At 34.2% G+C, this 17,462-nt stretch carries 14 protein-coding genes; 8 read left to right on the forward strand and 6 right to left on the reverse strand.

From position 1 onward, the window contains the following. Nucleotides 1-26: 26 nt before the first annotated feature. The 3 genes from metK to HUE87_RS09430 all read right to left on the reverse strand — a co-directional run bounded on the left by metK (nt 27) and on the right by HUE87_RS09430 (nt 3,155). Nucleotides 27-1,226: a methionine adenosyltransferase gene (gene metK / locus HUE87_RS09420; protein WP_194366118.1), complete on the reverse strand. Its 1,200-nt coding sequence runs from the start codon at nt 1,224-1,226 to the stop codon at nt 27-29. A 74-nt stretch (nt 1,227-1,300) separates the two neighbouring features. Beyond that, nucleotides 1,301-2,863 carry an autoinducer-2 kinase gene (gene lsrK / locus HUE87_RS09425; RefSeq protein ID WP_194366119.1) on the reverse strand — a complete coding sequence of 521 codons (1,563 nt, stop codon included), beginning with the start codon at nt 2,861-2,863 and terminating at the stop codon, nt 1,301-1,303. Between the two features lie 4 nt (nt 2,864-2,867). Then, nucleotides 2,868-3,155 (reverse strand): putative quinol monooxygenase, encoded by a 288-nt coding sequence (locus tag HUE87_RS09430; protein WP_194366121.1) that lies wholly within the window; start codon nt 3,153-3,155, stop codon nt 2,868-2,870. A gap of 229 nt (nt 3,156-3,384) precedes the next feature. Between HUE87_RS09430 and HUE87_RS09435 the strand changes: the two genes are divergently transcribed. The 3 genes from HUE87_RS09435 to HUE87_RS09445 all read left to right on the forward strand — a co-directional run bounded on the left by HUE87_RS09435 (nt 3,385) and on the right by HUE87_RS09445 (nt 9,654). Next, nucleotides 3,385-5,886 carry a [protein-PII] uridylyltransferase family protein gene (locus HUE87_RS09435; protein WP_229855277.1) on the forward strand — a complete coding sequence of 834 codons (2,502 nt, stop codon included), beginning with the start codon at nt 3,385-3,387 and terminating at the stop codon, nt 5,884-5,886. After that, nucleotides 5,887-7,701, forward strand: a complete 1,815-nt coding sequence (gene glmS, locus HUE87_RS09440) for a glutamine--fructose-6-phosphate transaminase (isomerizing) (protein WP_194366125.1) — start codon at nt 5,887-5,889, stop codon at nt 7,699-7,701. Between the two features lie 78 nt (nt 7,702-7,779). After that, nucleotides 7,780-9,654 carry a GGDEF domain-containing protein gene (locus HUE87_RS09445; RefSeq protein ID WP_194366127.1) on the forward strand — a complete coding sequence of 625 codons (1,875 nt, stop codon included), beginning with the start codon at nt 7,780-7,782 and terminating at the stop codon, nt 9,652-9,654. 60 nt (nt 9,655-9,714) lie between these two features. Here HUE87_RS09445 and HUE87_RS09450 read toward each other — a convergent pair whose 3' ends face one another. Both HUE87_RS09450 and thiC read right to left on the reverse strand, forming a co-directional pair. After that, nucleotides 9,715-10,824, reverse strand: coding sequence for an Mrp/NBP35 family ATP-binding protein (locus HUE87_RS09450; RefSeq protein WP_194366129.1), 1,110 nt, complete (start codon nt 10,822-10,824; stop codon nt 9,715-9,717). A 129-nt stretch (nt 10,825-10,953) separates the two neighbouring features. Next, complete coding sequence (thiC, locus tag HUE87_RS09455) at nt 10,954-12,354, reverse strand: phosphomethylpyrimidine synthase ThiC (RefSeq protein WP_194366131.1); 1,401 nt, start codon at nt 12,352-12,354, stop codon at nt 10,954-10,956. Nucleotides 12,355-12,545: 191 nt separating this feature from the next. Between thiC and HUE87_RS09460 the strand changes: the two genes are divergently transcribed. From HUE87_RS09460 to HUE87_RS09480, 5 genes are read left to right on the forward strand one after another with little or no spacing between them, the layout of a single operon-like run. Beyond that, nucleotides 12,546-13,667 (forward strand): bifunctional 2-C-methyl-D-erythritol 4-phosphate cytidylyltransferase/2-C-methyl-D-erythritol 2,4-cyclodiphosphate synthase, encoded by a 1,122-nt coding sequence (locus tag HUE87_RS09460; RefSeq protein ID WP_194366133.1) that lies wholly within the window; start codon nt 12,546-12,548, stop codon nt 13,665-13,667. Nucleotides 13,668-13,670: 3 nt separating this feature from the next. Further along, complete coding sequence (locus HUE87_RS09465) at nt 13,671-14,558, forward strand: response regulator (protein ID WP_194366135.1); 888 nt, start codon at nt 13,671-13,673, stop codon at nt 14,556-14,558. Next, on the forward strand, nt 14,536-15,726 hold the full coding sequence (locus tag HUE87_RS09470; RefSeq protein ID WP_194366137.1) for a sulfate adenylyltransferase: 1,191 nt from the start codon (nt 14,536-14,538) through the stop codon (nt 15,724-15,726). Before HUE87_RS09465 ends, HUE87_RS09470 begins: the two co-directional genes overlap by 23 nt. A 7-nt stretch (nt 15,727-15,733) precedes the next feature. Beyond that, the gene (locus tag HUE87_RS09475) at nt 15,734-16,240 is read left to right on the forward strand and encodes a phosphatidylglycerophosphatase A family protein (protein WP_194366139.1); all 507 of its coding nucleotides are present in this window, start codon (nt 15,734-15,736) and stop codon (nt 16,238-16,240) included. A 1-nt stretch (nt 16,241) separates the two neighbouring features. After that, the gene (locus tag HUE87_RS09480; RefSeq protein WP_194366140.1) at nt 16,242-16,844 is read left to right on the forward strand and encodes a hypothetical protein; all 603 of its coding nucleotides are present in this window, start codon (nt 16,242-16,244) and stop codon (nt 16,842-16,844) included. A gap of 97 nt (nt 16,845-16,941) precedes the next feature. On the opposite strand, the gene HUE87_RS09485 is transcribed toward HUE87_RS09480, so the two are convergent. Continuing rightward, a complete protein-coding gene (locus HUE87_RS09485) occupies nt 16,942-17,451 on the reverse strand; it encodes a hypothetical protein (RefSeq protein WP_194366142.1) in 510 nt (169 codons plus the stop codon). Nucleotides 17,452-17,462: the final 11 nt, after the last annotated feature.

The raw sequence follows: 17,462 nt of genomic DNA on the forward strand, positions 1-17,462 counted from the left end.
AATTGACACCTTGAGCTATGTTTAATTTATTTTAGAGCCTCGAATTTTTCCAGCTCATCAAGTTTTTCCCATGGGTAATCACTTTGACCAACTTGTCCGCGAGCCGCCACGTCTGCATAAAGAAAAGTCTCTTCGCTAGGTTTATCCAGAGCAAATTTCTTTGTAATCCAATTTGGTGTCAAAGAGAAGTTATCTTGTATAAAAGTAGATAACTTATCATCGTCAAGTCCATCTATAACAGTTCCACATGTATCAACTGCTACAGAAGTTGGTTTTGCAACACCAATAGCATATGAAAGTTGAACTATAGCTTTTTTAGCCAAACCTGCTGCTACAATATGTTTAGCAATATAACGCCCTGCATAAAGTCCACTTCTGTCAACTTTTGTATAATCTTTTGAGCTTTGAGCACCTCCGCCGATTGGTGCATATCCGCCAAAACTATCAACTATCAGCTTTCTACCAGTTAAGCCGCTATCGTGAAGCGGAGAGTGAGAAACATACTTCCCTGTTGGGTTAATGTGAATAATACAGTCATGAGGATTAAAAAGATTTTTAGGCAAACCTGTGTCAATAATAAGATCTAAGATAAGCTCACGCACAGTCTCAATATTCATAGTAGATACACATGGAGCTGAAACTACGATTGTATGAATCTTTTTTGGTTCACACTCTTCAAAGTTTGCTTTTATACCGTAATCCATAGTCACCTGAGTTTTAATATCAACACCTAGTTTGTGCGGATGAGCAAGGGCGTAGTGATAAACTTTTTCCATCAGCATTCTTGCATAAGTGATTGCACTTGGCATAAAGTTATTTGTCTCTACATCAGCATAACCGAACATAATACCTTGATCTCCAGCACCAGTCTCACCATCATCTTGGTCAACACCTTGATTGATATCCGGGCTTTGACGATTTAAAAGCACTTGCACATCTACATCTTCAGGGTATAGACACTCTTGATGTGTAAAGTTTTTATTACCGTCATAACCAATTTTTATAAGAGCATTAATTGCGATTTTTTTATAATCTTCAGTAGAGACTTTAGTCTTTGATGTAACCTCACCACCGATTATAACGTGTTTACCTGCAACAAATACTTCAGATGCAACTCTAGATTTTGGATCACCGATAATAAGTTTATCAACTATACTATCTGCAATAATATCTGCAACTTTATCCGGGTGTCCAGGACTGACTACTTCACTTGTGAATAAATACATTCTTTTCCTTGAATTATTATCAGTCTATTTAAAATTTTAAACAGACTAGTTCAGAAAACACCTTCTAATTTTGGCTACAAACCAGGTGCTTTCCACATTGAAGACGTGATATTATCATCAACCAACTTTAATTGTGCTTCATAAGCTCTTTGCCATTTTAATTTTATATTATCATACACTTTTTTATTTTCTAAGTTTGGCTCGTAAACTTTTTCCCAAACAACTAACTCTTTGGCGATACTTTTTATGCTTTCATATATACCAGCACCGACTCCAGCAGCCATTGAAGCACCTAAGGCAGTAGCCTCAGTAACGCGAGGAATCTTCACTCTGCATCCAGTCACATCTGCAACTATTTGAGACCAAAGTTCCCCTTTGCTAGCACCGCCGGCAAAAACTATTTCATCAATTTCAATGTTTGTAAACTCTCTAATCTTATCAAGATTTATGCTAGAAACTATAGCAGCGTTTTCTTGCAAACTTCTAAACATTGATGCGCGGTTACAAACTTCTGGGTCAATACTAAGGTTCAAAAAACTGGGAGCTGCATGGTACCATTTCCCATACTTCATACTATCTGAAAATATTGGTAAAATTCCGTACGAGCCGACTGGAACATCTTTAGCTTTTTGCTCTAAAACTGTGTAGACATCCAAACCCTTCTCTTTTGCTTCAAGTTTTTCCATATCACAAAAAGCATCTCTGAACCATCTCATAACAAGTCCGCTGAAAAATGTAATCCCCTCAGCTTGGGACTGATTAGGTATAACATGTGGATTTACTCTTATGCTCATATCCTCTGGCATTTTAGCATCACTCTTTATATTTACAACCTGCTGCCAGAACGAACCGCCAAGAATTGCCACCTGTCCAAGTTCAACAACACCTAAACCAGCAGAGCCAAGCTGAACATCGCCGCCACCCATAACTACTTTTGTATCTGTTGATAATCCTGTTACATGTGAAGCCTCTTTTGTAACACTCCCCATAAGAGTTCCGACTTCCAAAGTTTTAGGAAATATATCATCTTTTATTCCAACTCTTTTAGCCATCACAGGTACCCAGTCACGATTTTTCAAAGAGAATATCCCTGTTGTTCCACCGTTACTTGGGTCAGTCGCAATCACTCCACTGAGTTTCGCCAAAATCCAATCACCAATCATTGATATTTTTGACACTTTTTCATAAAGTTCAGGTCTGTTGTTTTTAAGCCACATTATCCGCGGAATCGCACCCAAAGCAAAAGTTTGTCCAGACTCTTGGTAAAACTCCTCTTCAATTCCTGCAAAATTTTCTTTTAGATACTTAACCTCTTTGTCAGCCCTTGCATCAACATTTGCAACAGCCCATAACTCTCTGCCATCTTTATCATAAAGGACAATACCCTCTCTCATACTTGTAGCACTTAGAGCCAGGATATTTTCACCATTTAAATTTGCACTAGCCAACGACTCTTTTATACAGCTACATGTAAGAAGCCAATTTTTATCAAAATCAAAACTCATGCTATTTGGCACATTTGGCTCTTGCAAATGGCTCCACTCTTTTTGAGCAGAACTTATCTGGTTCCCTTTGGTATCAAATATTACCGCCCTTATGCTTCCTGTTCCGGCATCAATTGCCATTAAGTAGCTCAAATTATTAGCCTAAAACTTCTAATTCATCACTGTATTTTTTTTCACAATATGGCTCGAAAGAAGATTTATAAATTGCGTAATGTTCAGTTGACTTATGTCCATCAAGAGCAGCTTCATCTCTCCATGATTCAACAGCCATAAATTTTCTAGGGTTATTTTCATATACAAAAATATCATAAAATATACAGCCATCCTCTACTTTTGATGGTGCTACCATAGCTATTAAAAGCTCTTTCATTTTAGCTTCGTCACCCTCTTTTGCGATAAAAGTTACTCTTTTAGTTATACTCATAATACTGTTCCTTAATTTTGTTTAATATTTAATCGCAGAGATTATATCAAATTAAAGCAATTACAATATAATAGTAAAAAAATAAAATTGCACTAGTGCAATGGGCTTTCTGCCGAAGAAAACCAAATGTTAATGCAGACAAAGGAATTACTTCCTTTGTCGTAACAATAAAAATGAGGGGCTCCCTTCATTTTGTGAAACAAAATTAAGGGATATCACTTTGGACATAGTGCTACAGATTGAAGATATTATAGAAAAAAATGGCAGTGATTTTGAGCTTTCAAAACTTTTTAAAGCCTATATAAATGAGTATAAAACATCTCTGCCTGAACTGTTTGAAAAAACTCAAGGTAAAGATTTTTTGGTTCGTCATACAAAAAAACTAGACTCAATCATCTCAATGATGTACAAAACTGTTTTAAGACGTGTTTTTGGAAACTACATACCTATGCGTAACTCGATACCAATAGCCATAATAGCTCTTGGAAGTTACGGAAGAGAACAGTTGTGTATTCATAGCGATATTGACCTGCTTATAGTTTATGAAAAAGTTGACGGATTTAACAGTCAACTCATAATAGAAAAACTTTTTTACCTAGCACTTGATTCTGGGCTAAAACTAGGTCATAGAGTTCACGAGATCAGTGATCTATTTGGAGCAAGCAACGAAGATATAACAATCAGAACATCACTTATGGAATCAAGATTTATTACAGGTTCTAACTTTGCTTGGCATACAGCAACAAAAGAACTAAATAAAATCAGGCTTCACAACCAAAAAGAGTTTATACTTGCAAAGATTGAAGAGGCGCAAATAAGACGTAAAAAATATCCAAACTCTATGCAGCCAAATATCAAAGAGAGTGTGGGTGGACTTCGTGATTCTAATCTTATTTTTTGGGTTGCTCAAACAATCTATGGAATAACCAGCTTAAAAGACTTAACCGGAGTTGTCTATTCAGAAGATGAGTACAGAGATTATAGAATTGCTCTAGAACTACTGTTTAGAGTAAGAAGTGCCTTACATCTTATTGCTGGAAAGCAGGAGGATAGGCTCCTATTGGAACATATTCCACAAGTGAGTCGTATGCTTGGATTTAATAATCAACAGAAAATGGCGACTAAAGTTCTCGAAGCGCAATGGCGAATCAGTAACTTCACCCAAATCTTTGTTAAAAAAATGGTCCGTGTTTTCATCTCTGACATATCATATGTGAGAAAGTTTAGAAAAAACCGAATATGCAGGGGCATATATGCACTTGATAACAGACTGTTCGCTTCATACAACTTAGAGATACAGCCCATAAACTCACTCTTAGAGATCTTAGTATCACTACCAGATAATTTCCACCACTTTGATGCCGGGTTTTTAAATCAATTAACTTATACAAAAATATCCCATCCACTGAATTTAAAGACCTACTCACTCTTAAAAGAGCTCTTAAAGAAACAGCACATGTACTGCTTTTTAAAGCTATTTTATGATGCTGGAATACTTCACCATCTATTTTTAAACTTTAAAAAAGTTCTTCACATGCCACAGTTTGACGGATACCATCAGTATCCCGTAGATATACACTCTATTAAATGCGTTCAAGCATTAGAGAGTATAAAAGAGCCGTTTATTCAGAGTCTCTATGATGAGTTTAATGATGATGAAAAACTGCTTCTGAAAATAGTAACCCTTTTTCACGATACAGGCAAAGGTCGCAAGCAAGACCATAGTGAAGTTGGAGCGAAACTAATAGTCCCTTTTATGAAAAAACTAAAAATAAAAGATGAACTAATTGAGAGAGCAATAACATTAGTTAAACAACATGTGACTATGAGCAGTGTTGCTTTTAAACAAAATATTCACAATGAAAAAGTTCTATATAAATTTATGTCAAGTGTCAAAGATGTTAAAAATTTAAAACTTCTATATGTATTAACTTATGCAGATATAAATGGAGTTGGCGACGATGTATACAACAATTTCAGCTCTAAACTACTTCGTGACTTATATAACAGTGCTTTAGAAGTAGCACAAAATTTCGGAAGAATAACAGATGCGACTAAAAGAATGAATATAGAAAAACGTGTGCAAAAAGTTCCAGAGTTTTTAGAGCTTCCAAAACCCCTACAAAAAAAACTTCTTCGTGTTGAGTCAAATCTTTTCTTTTTTAAGCACACTCCGTTAGACATAATTAAAATTGCAAAAAAAGCTAATAATACCAAAGAGTATGCATACTCAATACATACAAAATCATCTCTTAGTATAGAAATATATAGAAAAATACCACTGAACATTGGTTATCTCTTAGCAACTCTAAGTCATCTTGATGTTGCCTCTATGGAAATTTTCACACTCTTTGACGGGGTTAAATATTTCAAAATTGAGTTTATTCATAACGTAAGCGGAAATGAAGCGATTGAACTAGAGGAAATAGTTAAAAATGCTTTTGACATGAGCCTACATGTAGAGTTGAAAAATGTAAACATATCTAAAGATGAGATTAACATCGACTGTGAGCACTCCCTCACACATGCAGAACTCGCTGTCAACACACAAAATCAAAGAGGTCTGTTAGCATATATAATGGACTGTTTTGAACAGCTTCATATAAATATAGTAACAGCAAAAATTCACAGCACTAAGCATAGGGTTAGAGATAGCTTCTTAATGGAGAAACAAAACGTTATATGCAATAATGTCGAAAAAATTTATCAATTATTAACAAAAGGCAAGTAAATGTGTGGAATTGTAGGCTATTTAGGGGAAAAGAACACAAAAGAGATTTTATTAGATGGTCTTAAAGAGCTAGAGTATCGTGGTTATGATTCAGCTGGAATTGCAGTGCTTGAAGATGGTAATTTTTCTAACTATAAAGCTATTGGTAAGCTGGTAAACCTTGAAGAGAAAACGAAAAACTATTCTACAAAAGGCCTTGCTGCTGGAATTGGTCATACAAGATGGGCCACACATGGAAAACCAACAGAAATAAATGCTCATCCACACCTAGGGGAGAGCTCTTATGTTGTTCATAATGGAATCATAGAGAACTATACTGAGCTAAAAAAAGAGCTTATAAACAGTGGTGTAAAATTTTTAAGCCAAACAGATACTGAAGTTATAGTTCACCAGTTTGAGAAGAATCTAAAATCATCAAAGAGTGCTTTTGAAGCTTTCTCTAAAACTATAGATGAGTTAAGTGGTGCTTACGCAATTTTACTTGTGACAAAATCTGAACCAAACACAATATTTTATGCAAAACATGGCTCACCGATGTTGGTTGGAAAAAACAGTGAAAATGAGAAGTATTTTGCCTCATCAGACACCCCCCTTATTGGGCACTGCACAGATGTCAACTACTTTGAAGATGGTGATTACGGATATGTGACATGTGATGAGATTGCTATTTTTGACCAACAAGGAACTAAAAAAGAGCCTCAATTCTCAAAACTTTCACAAAACAAACTATCTGCTCAAAAAGATGGATTTAGATTCTTTATGGAAAAAGAGATTTACGAGCAAACAAGTGTAGTTTCAGATACATTAATGGGGAGATTGAGTGATGAGGAGATTATATTTGATGAGATTGATAAAAACCTTTTTGACGGTATAAATGAGATAAAACTTTGTGCATGTGGTACTTCATATCACGCTGCAATGACTGCATCATACCTTTTTGAGCGTTACGCAAAAATAAAAACTTCACTGGAGATAGCAAGTGAGTTTAGATATAGAGAGCCTATTATGACTAAAGATACTCTCTTTGTTGTTATTTCTCAAAGTGGAGAGACTGCCGACACACTAGAGACTCTGAAAATGGCAAAAAAAGCTGGTCTAAAAACATTAGTTATTTGTAATGTAGACAACTCTTCTATGGTTAGATTAGCAGATTCAACAATACTAACAAGAGCCGGGATAGAAAAAGGGGTCGCTTCAACAAAAGCTTTCGCTACTCAGGTAACTGTATTTTGGATGCTAACTCTATATATAGCAAAATTTAAAAATTCTCTTAGTACACAAGAGATATCAAGACAAATAAAACTCTTGAGAGAAGTTCCATCACATTTAAAAGTTACAGATGAAATGCATGAGCGAATAAAGAGATTATCTAAGAGATATCTTCATGGTCATGGTTTTTTCTTTATCGGTCGAGATGTGTTTTTTCCTCTTGCTCTTGAGGGTGCACTTAAACTTAAAGAGATTTCATATCTTCATGCAGAGGGTTACCCTTCTGGGGAGATGAAGCACGGCCCAATAGCACTTGCAGATCCAGAATTATTTACCATTGCACTGCTTCCAGAACATCTTCATTATGAAAAATCTAAAAGTAATGTGGAGGAACTTAGTGCAAGGGATTCTACTATTTGTGCAATTAGTTCTAAAGAGTTTGATAAAGCTGATGACTTCATTAAAATCTCTACATGTAAAGACTATATGTTAGAGTTTTTTGAGATGATGATAGTGGTTCAAATTTTATCTTTAGAGATATCTATAAGATTAGGAAATGATGTAGATATGCCAAGAAATCTGGCAAAAAGTGTTACAGTTGAATAATTAACTAATAATTCATATTAAATTTATATACTCTTGGATAATATAATACAAAATAAACTATTTCTAAAGTGATTTAATATGAATGCAAAAACTAAACTTCTCATAATTGTGGCTCTTATGCTACTTGCACTAATGACAGCTACGATTATCAATGTAGCTCTAAACTTTAGAAGCTATAGCCTTAAGGGTGCAATTGAGAAGTCGAACTTGACTGCAAATATCGTTAGAGATGGACTTACAGCTCATATGGTAAATGGGATAATGCCTCAAAGACAATATTTTTTAGACCAGATATCAAACAATGACAAGATTAAATCATTATGGTTATTTAGAAGCGAGAATGTCAAAAAACAGTATGGCGAAGGGTTTGTAAATGAGACCATTAGAGATGATATTGATAAAGAAGTTTTAGCAACTGGAAAAATGGTACGAAAAATCATAGAGCATGCTGATGAAATTATTCTGAGAGTAACTATCCCTTACAACGCTAATAGTACTGGTGTTCAAGACAACTGTCTCAACTGTCATGATGTTAAGTATGGCGATACTCTTGGTGCGATTAGTATGGAGTTTGATGTTAGTGATTTGAGAACAAGCGGTCTTCTCACTATGTTAAAAATATTTGCAATTAATTTAATATTTTTAATAATAGCACTATATTTAATTAGACACTATGTGACACCTTATACAAGGCTTTTTACAAACTTACAAGCTGGGATTAAAAAAGCATACAGTGGAGACTTTACCCATAATTTTAGTACTACAATAGGTGGGGATGCTAAAAATATTGTAGATAGAATGAACTCACTCTTTAGTAAAATGCAAGAGACATTCGGAAACATTAAATACAACCTTGCAACTTTTATACCTCAAGGGAGTGTTTCGAGCGGAAGCATCTCAAGTGGTGATCCGCTTCATGAAGCTAAGACTATCATAAACGAGCTATCAGATATTTATAAATTTAAAAAGACTATTGAGCTTGATGCTTCAAAAGAAGCTGTATACACAAGACTAGTAGATATAATAAAACTAAAATACCATGTGGGACATTTTGCATTTTTTGAAATAAATAGCATAACATCGGAGAGATATTTATTTTTTACTACAGAGGGAGATAATAGTATCTGCTTCAACAGAGATAATAATGATTCATCAGTGTGTAGAGCATTCAGAACAAATAGTGTAACAATATCTACAGAGTTTCCAAACCTTTGTCAGGCATGTGTAAATAGTAATGTCAACTATGTGTGTATACCATTTACTATAAATCAAGACATATCTCTGGTAGTTTCAATGACTTCGGATAATATAGATGAAGTAGAGAAGATGAAAACTCATGTCTCAAGTATTAAGCACTACCTTGAGGCTGCTAAACCGGTTATAGAAAGTCAGATTCTTATGGAAAAACTAAGAGATTCATCTCTGCGTGATGGGATGACAGGACTATACAACAGAAGATTTTTAGAAGAGTTCATAGATAAACTTATGAGTCAAGCTGAAAGAAACCAACATACATATAGTGTTATGATGATCGATATTGACTTCTTCAAAATGGTTAATGATGAATATGGTCATGATATAGGGGATATGGTAATTGTTGCTCTTTCAAAAGTGTTAAAAGAGAATATTAGAGAAGCAGATTTGGCTATACGCTATGGTGGGGAAGAGTTTGTTGTAATGCTTCAAAATTCTACTCTAGAGGGCACGATGGCTGTTGCTAAAAAAATACACTCAGCTTTTTCTTCTCTATCATTTGATGTAAATAACGAAAAGCTAAAGAAGACTATAAGTATCGGAATTGCTAAACTGCCTACTGATGGTGACACTATTTGGAAATGTATTAAATTTGCTGACATTGCTTTATACAAAGCAAAAAATACAGGCAGAAATAAAATAGTTGAATACAAAGACGAAATGAATGAGATGAATGAGAATGACGAAAAATTTTATTAGAATATAATCTTTTAACAGAATAAATAGGCTACGCAAATATGCGTTGCCTATTTTATTTTTCTACTTACTACTACAAGCAGATACACCTGGAGGTGTAGTAGGCTGAACACTCTCATTACTAGCGCCACCACTTGCATTCACTGCTTCAATAGTAGCCCAAATAGACTCAGCAGCACGCATATATCTTTTTGCACTCTCAGAAGTTGGGTCAACAAAAGTAACCGGCTTACCTTCATCTCCACCAGTTCTAATACTTGGTTCAATTGGAATTTCAGCAATTATTTTAGTATCAAACTCCTCAGCCATTGGACCAGATGTTCCTTTACCGAAGATATCATATTCTACTCCAGTATCTGGAGCTATAAAGCCGCTCATATTTTCAACAATTCCTGCAATAGGAATGTCTAATTTTCTAAACATATCTAATGAACGACGAGAGTCATCAAGAGAAACAGACTGAGGTGTAGTTACAGTAAGACCAGCTGTAACAGGTACACTTTGAGCTAAAGAAAGTTGTGCATCACCAGTTCCAGGAGGCATATCAATAACTAATACATCAAGTTCACTCCAAAGGATATCTCTTAAAAATTGCTCTATTGCTTTCATTATCATTGCACCACGCCACATGAGCGACTGGCCATCATCCATAAGCGACCCCATAGACATCATCTCAATTCCGTAGGCTTTAATAGGAAGAACTTTATTTCCTATAACTTCAGGTTTAATACCAGCAACACCCATCATACGAGGAATATTTGGACCATAAATGTCGGCATCCAATAGACCTACTTTTTTACCTTGTGCTGCAAGAGCAATAGCAATATTTACTGATGTAGTCGACTTGCCAACTCCACCCTTACCTGAACTTATCATTAAAAAGTTTTTAACATGTGGAGCTAAGTTTTTACTTTTTGGTGTTGCTGCCTCTGGTATTTTAGGAGCATTTATATTTACAATTATATTTGTTGCACCTACAGATTTAAGCTCATCTGTCGCTTCATCTTTAATTTGCTGTGCAACTTCTGGAGCACTTGATGTTATATCTACATTAAAACTCACATCATTACCATTTATTTCTACATTATTAACAAAACCAAAAGTTACAATATCCTTAGTAAAACCTGGATACATAACTTTTGATAATGCTGAATTTACAATTTCATTAGTCATTATATATTATTCCTTAATTTGATTTTATTACGACTAAAGCTTTGCCTCTTTAAGGCAAGACTTTATTTGTTAGAAGCATAGCATATTTAAATAAGACAAAAATTGTCCTGTTTAAATTAATTTATTTTTTTAAGCTGTTTGTGCTTCTAAAGCTTCTTTTGCACCTCTCTCTTTAACTTCCTGTGCAATCTTTTCAATTGCTTCAGGATTTTCCATTATATTTTGAGTTATTTTATAAGAACAAAATTTAGGTCCGCACATTGAACAAAACTCTGCCTCTTTAAAAACATCTTGAGGGAGAGTCTCATCATGGTACTCTCTTGCTCTCTCGCCATCAAGTGCAAGTTCAAACTGTTTTTCCCAGTCAAAACTATATCTAGCATCACTCATAGCATCATCAACATCTCTAGCACCTTTACGGCCACGAGCAATGTCTGCAGCATGAGCAGCAATTTTGTAAGCGATTATTCCTTCTCGGACATCATCTGCATTAGGCAATCCTAAATGCTCTTTTGGTGTAACATAACAAAGCATACTAGCACCATGCCATCCACCAATCGCAGCACCAATTGCTGAAGATATATGATCATATCCAGCAGCAATATCTGTAACCAATGGCCCTAGTATATAAAAAGGTGCCTCATGACAAAGTTCACGTTGAAGTTTCATATTGCGCTCGATTTGATTAAGAGGAACATGACCTGGACCTTCAATCATAACCTGGACATTTTTCTCCCAAGCGCGAAGAGTAAGCTCACCTAAGACTTTAAGCTCGCCCAACTGTGCATCATCTGAAGCATCTGCTAAACAACCCGGGCGAAGAGAATCACCAAGAGATAGAGAAACATCATATTTAGCACAAATATCTAAAATTTCATCAAATGCTGTATAGAATGGGTTCTCTCTATGATAGTGCATCATCCAAGCAGCCATTAAAGATCCGCCACGGCTAACTATTCCCATTTTTCTCTTTGCAATTTTAGGCATAGTCTCCAATAAGAAACCTGCATGAATTGTAAAATAACTAACACCCTGCTTTGCTTGGCGCTCTAAAACTTCAAGCATAACTTCTATGCTTAAATCTTCTATTTTATTTCCAACATCATGAAGTATTTGATAAATAGGCACTGTTCCAATCGGTATTTTTGATGCATTAATTACCGCTTTACGAATTTCATCCAAATCACCGCCAGTTGAAAGATCCATTGCTGTGTCTGCTTTATAATGTTGAGAAACCTGCATCTTTTCAACTTCACCTTGAACATCGGATGCTATTGCAGATGAGCCGATATTTGCATTTATCTTACATTTTGCAGCTATACCTATAGCCATTGGCTCTAGTGTTACGTGATTGATATTCGCTGGAATTATTAATCTTCCTCTTGCAATTTCGCTACGAACCAATTCAGGAGCTAAATCTTCTATTTTTGCAACATATTCCATCTCTTCTGTTATTATGCCTTTTTTTGCATAATACATCTGAGTCCTAACAGAATCATTTTCTCTCTTATTTACCCATGAAGTTCTCATCTTATCTCCTAAAATTATTATAATATGTGTGTTTATGTAGCGTAATATAATCAAATAAAGTTAATATAATATTAAGTTGATTGTTTGCTTTTATTTTTTATATAATAATTGAATATTGAGAGGCAAATTTAAGATAAAAAAAGCTATTTAGATGTATACTTTCGTAACACTTTTTAATTATAGGAGTTTTATTGCTTAACTTAACGCTTATATTACTTGCTGCAGGTAGTTCTACACGCTTTGAACTTGATGTTAAAAAGCAGTGGCTGAGAGTTGGACAGAAGCCTTTATGGCAGTTTGTAGCTGATAAGTGTGAAGATACTAAACACTTTGAAAAAATAATCGTAACCTCTTCAAGAGAAGATATTGAGTTTATGAAAAACTACTCAGACTTTACCTTTATAGAGGGTGGGTCAACCAGAGGAGAGTCTCTACAAAATTCTCTTAGTGAAGTTACTACTGAATATGTTCTTGTTAGTGATATAGCCAGATCATGTATCAATAAAGAGTTCTTGGAACGAATCATATCTCACATTGGCAATAGTGATTGTATTGTCCCTTATCTGCCGATCAATGATACTATTGTTTATGAAGACAATACTATAGATAGAGATAAAGTAAAAATAATTCAAACTCCACAGCTATCACTTACTTCAGCTCTTAAAAATGCACTTGAGCTGCCACAGGAGTTTACAGATGAGAGCAGTGCAATAGTTGCAAACGGTGGCTCTAGAGAATTTATACTAGGTGAGTTAAATGCTCATAAAATAACTCATCTTCAAGATCTAAAAAAGCTAACTTGTCTTTCGCCACCATCAGATGATACACTAAGTGGAACCGGCTTTGATGTTCACGCCTTTGACAACAAAGGCAATATGTATCTAGGTGGAGTAAAGATAGAGTCCGACTATGGGTTTAAAGCTCATAGCGATGGTGATGTGGCAATTCATGCACTTATAGATGCTCTTTTAGGTGCCGCAGGAATGGGAGATATAGGAATGATGTTTCCCGACAACGATGACGTATATAAAGGTATTGACTCTAAAGAGTTATTAAAAATAGTTATTACTAAAATATACAATTTTGGTTTTATTATTATAAATGTAGATTTAACAATAGCAGCAGAAAAACCTAAGATTGGTAATTATAAATTGGCAATGAGAAAAACGCTTAGCTCTATATTAAATATAGAACCTAGCAGAGTAAATATAAAAGCAACAACAACCGAAAAACTAGGCTTTATAGGCAGAGGCGAAGGTGTTGGAGTTATTGCAAATGCAAATTTAAAATATTTTGATTGGACAAAAGTTTAAAAAATGAAAATACTAATTATAGAAAACGAAGTTTATTTAGCACAAAGTATCGCAACAAAATTAAGTGAACTCGGACATGTATGTGAAATGTGTACATCAACAAGAGATGCGATTAAAAGTAATAACTATGATGTTGTTCTACTCTCTACAAACATCAATGGTCAAGACTTCAATCCAGTTATTGAAACATTTAAGAACTCCATTATTATTTTAATGGTTTCATATATCAGTAATGACACGGTTTCTAAACCTCTTTCAGCTGGTGCAAAAGATTATATTTTAAAACCATTTATGATTGAAGAATTAATTAGAAAGATAAATCATTATCAAGATTATGAAAAGCTAAAAAAAGAGAATAAGTCATATGAGAAGTATTTAGCTCATTCTTTCTTGACATTAACTGAAGAATATAGCTTTGATAACCTTGATCTTCCTCTTTTCATATCTTCATCTTATCAAAAAATTGCAGACTCTTTTGCCTTTAAGTATGCAAAATATCAAAACCTGCCAATACACTTCATAACGCTAACTGATATAAAGGCTATGGATGAAATTGAATCTATAACAGAGAATTCTTTAATATATACAATAGATTTTCAAACTATAAAAAAGAGTGACAGAAAAGCTTTTTACAAACTAATTAAAGGTAAGAAGATAATAGTCTCTTCCACAGACAGAATAGAAGATGAAGATTTAAAAGTTCTAGATATAAAGAGTGAAAACAATATTTTCGACCAGGGTGAAATACTACCTATTGAGGAGTATGTTAAGTTTATTGTTTTAAACAATCAGCATAAGTTTCCAGATACTGAATTATCAAAAAAATTAGGTATAAGCCGTAAAAGCTTATGGGAAAAAAGAAAAAAATATGACATCATTAAGAAAAAATAAAACTCTTCTAATAGATAGCGAGGCAGCTTCTGCGCTTGAGCTTTTAAAAGATGGCTTACTATCTCCTGCTACATCTTTAATGAACTCATTTCAATGCAAAGATATTCTAAAAACAAGCCTCATTGATGGAAAGTCATTTCCTTTTCCTTTTATACTTGCTCCTTCTGGAAAGATAAATGAAGAGGTCTTGAAATCACTAGACGCTGGTGAAGAAATTGACATTCTTTTTGATGATAAACTTTTTGCTACTTTGATAGTTGAGGAAGTGTTTTATCTAGATCCAAGTGATAGAATAAAACATATATATGGTACTGACGATGTTAATCATCCAGGTGTAATGGCTACCATGAAAAGACTCGGCTCTTTGGCAGTAAGCGGTAAGTATCAACTAATAAACGGCTCAAGAAATAAAAATAAGCAAATTATTGAAAAAGCTAAAAAACAAATAGATGCGAAACATACAACAGCTCTTGTAATGGCAGCTAATCCCCTTCACCGTGCTCATGAAAGACTTATTCGCCAAGCACTAGACAACACTGATTTACTTGTTATATTTTTACTTAAACCATATACTGAGTCAAATTTAAGTTATGAGATTAGGAAAGAGTCTCTAGAGTTTTTTATAAATAATTTTTTAACAAAAAACAATGTTGTTGTAGTTACCTTAGAGAATAGTTATATTTTTGCCGGCTATAATGAGATAATTATTGATGCTATTGTTGCAAAAAACTACGGCTGTAATAGACTTACAGTAGGTAGAAACCATGCTGGACTTGGTATGTTTTCAGACTCTAATTCCAATAAGTCAATAATTGATAAAGTTATTGGTATTGAAATAGAAATAACAGTAGCAAGCGAGTATGTTTACTGTGATAAATGTACGACTCTTGTTAGTAAAAACACATGTCCTCATGGACAGCATCATCAAATCTCTTATCATGCTGACTCGATTTTAGAACTTTTAGAACTTGGAATTTTACCACCTACTATACTTATTAGAAAAGAGATTTCAGCCTTTATTCTCTCTAAACTATTTCCAAATAGGTTTAAAAATTTAGAAAAGCTCTACTATGACATACTACCAGTCGCAGGTCTTTTAGAAGAGCACACTGAAAAAGATTTTTATTTAGAGCTAATGAAACTCTATCAAACAACATCACTTACCTAGGAATAATATGAATTGGTTTTTTATAACTTTAGGATATAGCGGGCTTGCTCCAAAAGCCCCTGGAACGGTTGGAACCTTAGTGGCATTACCTATAGGAATGCTTATACTTATCTACTTTAGTGCACAAACTCTATTTCTGGCTACTGTTCTTATCAGTATAATCGCAATAAAAGAGATAAACAAATACGAAGCTAAAAGTGCAATACACGACGATAAACGTATTGTAATAGATGAATTAGCTGGGATGTGGTTTGCACTAAGTGTTGCGCCTGCAATCAGTATTGGATTAAACGAAGTAAGTGATTTACAAAATGGTTTTTTACTACAGAGTCTACTATCATTTTTGCTTTTCAGATATTTTGATATAGTAAAACCATCTATTATAGGCAGAATAGACCGTGAAGCTAAAGGTGGTATCGGTGTTATGGGTGATGATATAGTCGCCGGTTTTGTAGCAGGTATTTTAAGTGCTGTTATTTGGCAAGGGTGGGTGCAACTTCAAAGTTTTATATAATATGAAATATATCATTAAAACAATTAGTTTACTACTATCTATTGTTTTATTCTCAGGCTGTGTAACTAAATCGCTATGGGAAGATAAACATACATATTATGAATCAGTTCAAAGCTTTAATTTAGCAGAGGATAAATTAATTATTATTGGAAAAGAATATCATTATATTTTTACAATTGATAATAAAATAAAAAAACTGCTAATGTCCAAAAATAAAGAAGGCATTAGCTTTGAAACAGGCACTTTTCATATAGATAAAGAAAATAAAGTAGAAGGAAATGTCTATATAAATTATCAAGAAAAAGAACAACTTGATTACTTAAAGAGCTTAGGCTTTTCACAAAATAAAAAGACTAATGAATTTAAACTTGAATTAGAAGGCACTAGGTATTTGCCTAAGCATGATTTTCACTTTGAAGGAACTTTTTCTAAAGAATATAAAATAAAATTTTTAGAAAAGTACAGTAAATATAATAGGACAACTCAAATACTTTTATCCCCATTAACTGTTGCTACAGATGGAGTGCTAATTGTTGCAGGTCTTTCAGCTCTAATAGTTGTCTATGAAGTTTCATTACTAACAGGAGACTCACCATTTAATTAAATGAAAAGAGTGCTGCAGTTGCAAGGGCTGAAGGAGGAAGGATACTTAAGTATCTGACGACTGAAGCAACGCAGCAAATGCATCGCTATTTTGATTTTTAAACAAACATAGGGTCGTCTGTTGGTTCTATCTCCTCGAAATCTTCTGTTATCTGATTAAACATTCTCATAGTTTTTTTAGCCTTGTTAGTATGCTCATCAAATATCGACTTAGATGCAGGAAAAGCTTCACTGAGCTCTGTATATATTAAAATACGTCCATTTATATGTTTATCTATCTCATTAAAAGCATCTTTAAGATACTGTTGTTTTGTCGTGTGTCTAAAAAGAGCCCTAACCATTTTAATACGCTCTTTAATAGGTATAGATTCATCAATAGCCTCAGAAACTCTTTTAATATCAAGTCTTGATAGATAAACTCCGCTTACAGCAGGAGCCAGAAGTTTAGATGTTAAAGCATCGACAAACTGAGGTACGGGCTCATCATCTACTTTATCTCCAGCGTCTCTATCTTCTGCTTCAGCACCTTTTGCTAGATCAGTTACACAACTCTCTTTTACAAACTTATCAAACTCTGCTCTTAAATCACTAAAATCATTTGTATTCATTGTTATTTTCC

The sequence above is a fragment of the Candidatus Sulfurimonas marisnigri genome (assembly GCF_015265475.1).
GTDB classification, from domain to species: Bacteria; Campylobacterota; Campylobacteria; order Campylobacterales; family Sulfurimonadaceae; genus Sulfurimonas; species Sulfurimonas marisnigri.